The organism is Herbaspirillum lusitanum P6-12 (assembly GCF_000256565.1).
Lineage (GTDB): Bacteria > Pseudomonadota > Gammaproteobacteria > Burkholderiales > Burkholderiaceae_D > Herbaspirillum > Herbaspirillum lusitanum.
Window position 1 is genome coordinate 1 of record NZ_AJHH01000731.1, and the last position, 6,137, is coordinate 6,137.

Annotated in this window: 5 protein-coding genes and 1 pseudogene; 2 read left to right on the forward strand and 4 right to left on the reverse strand. The window is 58.1% G+C overall.

Annotation, left to right across the window (positions count from 1 at the left end; genetic code table 11):
- On the forward strand, nt 1–372 hold a 372-nt coding region (locus HLUSI_RS30425), incomplete at its 5' end, for a hypothetical protein (RefSeq protein WP_016836343.1).
- Between the two features lie 397 nt (nt 373–769).
- Here the strand turns inward: HLUSI_RS30425 and HLUSI_RS32065 are convergent.
- Nucleotides 770–1,138 (reverse strand): annotated as a pseudogene (locus HLUSI_RS32065) (helix-turn-helix domain-containing protein); the annotation flags it as partial.
- A gap of 44 nt (nt 1,139–1,182) precedes the next feature.
- Between HLUSI_RS32065 and HLUSI_RS30430 the strand changes: the two are divergent.
- The gene (locus tag HLUSI_RS30430; protein ID WP_157137993.1) at nt 1,183–1,758 is read left to right on the forward strand and encodes an IS1595 family transposase; all 576 of its coding nucleotides are present in this window, start codon (nt 1,183–1,185) and stop codon (nt 1,756–1,758) included.
- Here the strand turns inward: HLUSI_RS30430 and HLUSI_RS33125 are convergent.
- The 3 genes from HLUSI_RS33125 to HLUSI_RS30440 all read right to left on the reverse strand — a co-directional run.
- Nucleotides 1,709–2,260 carry a hypothetical protein gene (locus HLUSI_RS33125; protein ID WP_157137994.1) on the reverse strand — a complete coding sequence of 184 codons (552 nt, stop codon included), beginning with the start codon at nt 2,258–2,260 and terminating at the stop codon, nt 1,709–1,711. The two genes, HLUSI_RS30430 and HLUSI_RS33125, sit on opposite strands and share 50 nt — an antisense overlap.
- Nucleotides 2,261–2,383: 123 nt before the next feature.
- On the reverse strand, nt 2,384–4,159 hold the full coding sequence (locus HLUSI_RS30435; RefSeq protein WP_016836345.1) for a DUF6537 domain-containing protein: 1,776 nt from the start codon (nt 4,157–4,159) through the stop codon (nt 2,384–2,386).
- Between the two features lie 255 nt (nt 4,160–4,414).
- Nucleotides 4,415–6,137: DUF6537 domain-containing protein (locus HLUSI_RS30440; RefSeq protein ID WP_040503853.1), on the reverse strand; the 1,723-nt coding region annotated here is incomplete at its 5' end.

The following is a 6,137-nucleotide window of genomic DNA, read 5'->3' on the forward strand; positions in this document are numbered from 1 at the left end:
GTCTACAACAAGATCTTCCTGTCGCTGTTCGCAGCGCTGGCGTTGGCCCTGTGCAGTTTCTACGTGAAGGCATCCGACGTCGGCCCGCGCTTCTCGCTGCCGTCCGCCGCCTATTTCGGTGCGGTCGCCAACTCCTACGTGGCCAATTCCATCCTGCCGCCGTCGGGCTCGTTCGGACTGGTCGACTACGTGGCGGCGTTCGGGCTGGCGACGATCGCGCTGTCGCTGATCCTGGCGCTGCTGTCCAATTTCATCATGGTCAAGAAGGAAGACAAGGCGCTTTCTTATGCGCTGGACCGGGTGATGTTCTGGGTGTTGCTGAGTTCTTGCGTGCTCGCGAATATTGCTATTCCTTGGGCTGCGCGGGGGTGACGTAAGCACCTTCCGCAAGTTTCCAGAAGGAAAAAAAGCTCCCAAACGGGAGCTTTTTCATTTTCGATCACGCCATGATGTCGCTGCTGCACAAAAGGGAATTGCATTAATTTATTGAAAGAAATTTTTCTTGTTTTTGCGATACTGGATACCGACTGGATCTGTATATTCTCCCTTCGCAATAGCTCATCTATCCGTAGTTAGCGAATAATAAATATTATTGCTTTGTCTACAATTCAAATCCTCCGTATTTTTCAATTCGATTCGTCAAAAGCTATCTGCCAAATCTCCTCATCATTGGTACGTCTTGAGTATGAGGATAGCTTGAATATGAATATTGAAAACATCATATCGGACGAACCATGCAGCAAAGAAGATTTCTGCGCTTTTTGCTTTGTGTTGATTTGCTCGCAGAATTGACCCTCTCCAATTGATCCACCTTCCAGCGTCTGGCGAAGGCTGCGACTCGATCATACGATCCCTCATAGCCCAACGCTCGCAGCTCCAAATGGAGCTGTTTTAACGTACGACGTTGTTTGCGTGACTTGGCCGCTTCGGTTTTTAACCAGGCCGAGAGTTTTATTGTGTACTTATCCAGAGAGCTCCTGGGACGCCTGTCTGCATAGGCTGGCTCAATGGTTTCCGCGCGAATGTACCGTCTGACGGTGTTTCGTGAAATGCCTAAACGCCTGGCGATCTCTCGCAATGGGACCTGGTCACGAAGGTGCCAGCGTCGAATAATGCCTAGTAATGCCACGTCGATCACTCCGATCTCCTGCTTATGGTCATAAGCAGAATTGTGTTCTAAACGTGGGTCAATTCTCGGTGCAAATTATGCGGCTATGTGGGTCAATTTTCGATGCAAAACAACAGTGGAATATCAAAAAACTAAAAAAACGACGCATTGTCTTGGCTCTCCGGCAGGTCGGGGAAAAGCCACGCGATGGTGCTATGAGATCTATTACGTGCATTCTGAAAGCCGAGGCCGCTTCGGAAGTAATCACGGCCATACAAAAATATGTGGCGCCTGGTTCCGTGATTCATACCGATGACGGGAAAGCATTCTCTGCGTTAAAAGATTTGGGTTACTCTCATAAAACCGTGAGGCATTCAGTCGAGTATTCAACAGATGATGGGGTCAACAACAATCAAGCAGAATCATTGTTTGGGCGATTACGTCGAGGTGAATATGGGACATACCACGGCATGCGCCCTCAATATTTAGCCCATTACGCGGCTGAATTCGCGTGGCGCGACGACAACCGAAAGAAAACGCTGAAGACCAAATTCACCGAAATGTTGCGATGTGTGATGCATTCAGACATCTCATTGGCTTTCAGGGGGTATAGCCAAGGCCATCGTCTTTCGTTTGAATATCTTGGCTAGAACTGAGAGCAAGGGTCCACCATCCATAGTGACGCGTTTTCTGCGGATGGTGCCGAACAACTCTGCCGTCAGAATGTAAGGTCTTTAGCCGAGCGTGAACTCGTCTAGAAAGAAATGCCCTGACTACTGGAGGCTCACCTTGTGCCATCCTGCTGTCTACAATAAAATCAACAATCTCTTTAGAGGATACTGGTTGATCCTTGCTGATCTCTAGTCTTTCCATAATATATTTCGTCAACTCTCCGTGGCGCAAATCCGTAACCTGATTTCGCCCATGAATTGTCGGAATAAACTTAGGATCTACTTGTATTTTGTGAAGTTGTAGAGTTCTATCGACGGACGCCAATGTTTCCTGTAACAACAGGAGTTCGTCATTCATTTGCCGATATTTTTCAAAAAAAAACCGATGCTTGTCCAAATAGCGTTCGATCTTTTGGATCGAACCATCGATACGCCCACGTTTTTCAATCAGCCAATGCAGTGAAGTCGGTAATTTATACATCACGATAAATTACCACCTCAGCTAGCTAATTAAAATTGCACCAGCGACATCATGGCGTTCGATCAGCGTGAACTGCTAATCGCTAAAACCAGCAGGATCAGCCTTACCACCGAGGTTCAAGCATCAAGCCGCCACCCGCTCGTCCCCGCGCGACTCCCCCAAAAACTCCCCCATCAACCCATCCCACTCCCGATCCGCCTTATCCATCGCCGCCAGCTTGACGTGCCCATACCCGCGCACCTGCTCCGGCAACTGCGCCAACTTCAACGCCGCTCCCTTGTTGCCGGCATTCAGCTGATCCGCCAGCGCAAGCACAAAGTTCAGATACCGATCCCGCAACGCCCGCTCGCGCCGACGTTCCTCGGTATAACCAAACACATCCAACGGCGTTCCGCGCATCGACTTGAAGCGCGACAGCACCGCAAACCCCGACATCATCAACGCACCAAAACGTATCTTGGCCGGCACGTCTGAGCCCGGCTTCTTGCGCGCCAGCATCGGCGGCGCCAGGTGGAAGGCCAGCTTGTAATCGCCGTCGAACTGCGCGGCGACCTGTTCGCGAAATACCGGGTCGGCGTGCAGGCGCGCGACTTCGTATTCGTCCTTGTAGGCCATCAGCTTGAACAGGTTGCGCGCGACCATCTTGCTGATCGGGCGCCTGGAGGCATTGCCTTCCAAGCTGGCTTCGGCGCGTTCGACCGCGGCGACGGCTTCTTCGTAGCGGCGGGCGTAGGCGCAGTTCTGGTATTTGGTCAGGAAGTCGATGCGGAAGGCGACGGTGTCGGCCAGCGACTTCGGTGCGGCGAACTGGATGACCTGCTGCTTCGGCTTGCCGAGCTTGTCCAGCGCGGCCGCATCGGCGGCGGCCAGGCGGCCGAGGGTGAAGGCGCGTTTGTTCATGTCGATGGCGACGCCGTTCAACTCGATGGCGCGCATCAGCGCCGGCAGGCCGACCGGCACCAGGCCGCGTTGCCAGGCGTAGCCCATCAGCAGGATGTTGCCGCCGATCGGGTCGCCGAGGAAACGCAATGCCGTGGCCTGCGCATCGATCTGCACGACGTTGTCGGCGCCGGCCGAGGCGGCCAGCTTCTCCAGCAGGCCGTCCTTGTTGATCGACGCATCCGGGTCGCGCGTGAAATCGGCGGTCGGTATTTCGCGGTCGTTGGCGATCACCTTGGTGTGGCCGCGGCGCATGACCGAGAGGCCTTCCTGCATGGCCGAGACCACCAGGTCGCAGGCGAACACGGCGTCGGCCTGTTGCAGGTCGATGCGGACCTGGTTGAGCGCCGCCGGCGATGCGGCGATGCGCACGTGAGACAGGACCGCGCCGCCCTTCTGCGCGAAGCCCATGAAGTCGAGCGTGGACGCGCCCTTGCCCTCCAGGTGTGCGGCCATGGTGATCAGCGCGCCGACGGTGACGACGCCGGTGCCGCCAACGCCGGCCACGAGGATTTCAAACGGTTTGGCGAAGCGATGCGGCGCCGGGGTCGGATACGCGGCCAGCGTGGCTTCGAGATCGGCCAGGGTGAGCTTGACGCTTTCCGGCTTCTTCAGCGTGCCGCCCAGCACCGAGACGAAGCTGGGACAGAAGCCCTCTACGCAGGAGTAATCCTTGTTGCAGGAGGATTGCTCGATCTGGCGCTTGCGGCCGAGTTCGGTTTCCAGCGGCAGGATCGACAGGCAGTTGGATTGCACGCCGCAGTCGCCGCAGCCTTCGCATACCGCCGGGTTGATCATCATGCGGCGCGCCGGATCGGGGAAGGCGACGTGGCCGGGCTTGTTCTTCTTGCGGCGGCGGCGCTTCTCGGCGGCGCAGGTCTGGTCGTAGACCAGCACGGTCACGCCGGGGATGTCGCGCAGCATGCGCTGGATGACGTCGAGTTCGGTGCGGTGATGCACCGTGACGCCGGCCCCCTATTTTTCAAAAAAAAACCGATGCTTGTCCAAATAGCGTTCGATCTTTTGGATCGAACCATCGATACGCCCACGTTTTTCAATCAGCCAATGCAGTGAAGTCGGTAATTTATACATCACGATAAATTACCACCTCAGCTAGCTAATTAAAATTGCACCAGCGACATCATGGCGTTCGATCAGCGTGAACTGCTAATCGCTAAAACCAGCAGGATCAGCCTTACCACCGAGGTTCAAGCATCAAGCCGCCACCCGCTCGTCCCCGCGCGACTCCCCCAAAAACTCCCCCATCAACCCATCCCACTCCCGATCCGCCTTATCCATCGCCGCCAGCTTGACGTGCCCATACCCGCGCACCTGCTCCGGCAACTGCGCCAACTTCAACGCCGCTCCCTTGTTGCCGGCATTCAGCTGATCCGCCAGCGCAAGCACAAAGTTCAGATACCGATCCCGCAACGCCCGCTCGCGCCGACGTTCCTCGGTATAACCAAACACATCCAACGGCGTTCCGCGCATCGACTTGAAGCGCGACAGCACCGCAAACCCCGACATCATCAACGCACCAAAACGTATCTTGGCCGGCACGTCTGAGCCCGGCTTCTTGCGCGCCAGCATCGGCGGCGCCAGGTGGAAGGCCAGCTTGTAATCGCCGTCGAACTGCGCGGCGACCTGTTCGCGAAATACCGGGTCGGCGTGCAGGCGCGCGACTTCGTATTCGTCCTTGTAGGCCATCAGCTTGAACAGGTTGCGCGCGACCATCTTGCTGATCGGGCGCCTGGAGGCATTGCCTTCCAAGCTGGCTTCGGCGCGTTCGACCGCGGCGACGGCTTCTTCGTAGCGGCGGGCGTAGGCGCAGTTCTGGTATTTGGTCAGGAAGTCGATGCGGAAGGCGACGGTGTCGGCCAGCGACTTCGGTGCGGCGAACTGGATGACCTGCTGCTTCGGCTTGCCGAGCTTGTCCAGCGCGGCCGCATCGGCGGCGGCCAGGCGGCCGAGGGTGAAGGCGCGTTTGTTCATGTCGATGGCGACGCCGTTCAACTCGATGGCGCGCATCAGCGCCGGCAGGCCGACCGGCACCAGGCCGCGTTGCCAGGCGTAGCCCATCAGCAGGATGTTGCCGCCGATCGGGTCGCCGAGGAAACGCAATGCCGTGGCCTGCGCATCGATCTGCACGACGTTGTCGGCGCCGGCCGAGGCGGCCAGCTTCTCCAGCAGGCCGTCCTTGTTGATCGACGCATCCGGGTCGCGCGTGAAATCGGCGGTCGGTATTTCGCGGTCGTTGGCGATCACCTTGGTGTGGCCGCGGCGCATGACCGAGAGGCCTTCCTGCATGGCCGAGACCACCAGGTCGCAGGCGAACACGGCGTCGGCCTGTTGCAGGTCGATGCGGACCTGGTTGAGCGCCGCCGGCGATGCGGCGATGCGCACGTGAGACAGGACCGCGCCGCCCTTCTGCGCGAAGCCCATGAAGTCGAGCGTGGACGCGCCCTTGCCCTCCAGGTGTGCGGCCATGGTGATCAGCGCGCCGACGGTGACGACGCCGGTGCCGCCAACGCCGGCCACGAGGATTTCAAACGGTTTGGCGAAGCGATGCGGCGCCGGGGTCGGATACGCGGCCAGCGTGGCTTCGAGATCGGCCAGGGTGAGCTTGACGCTTTCCGGCTTCTTCAGCGTGCCGCCCAGCACCGAGACGAAGCTGGGACAGAAGCCCTCTACGCAGGAGTAATCCTTGTTGCAGGAGGATTGCTCGATCTGGCGCTTGCGGCCGAGTTCGGTTTCCAGCGGCAGGATCGACAGGCAGTTGGATTGCACGCCGCAGTCGCCGCAGCCTTCGCATACCGCCGGGTTGATCATCATGCGGCGCGCCGGATCGGGGAAGGCGACGTGGCCGGGCTTGTTCTTCTTGCGGCGGCGGCGCTTCTCGGCGGCGCACCTTCTTCGCGCCTTCGCTGGTGACCTGCTG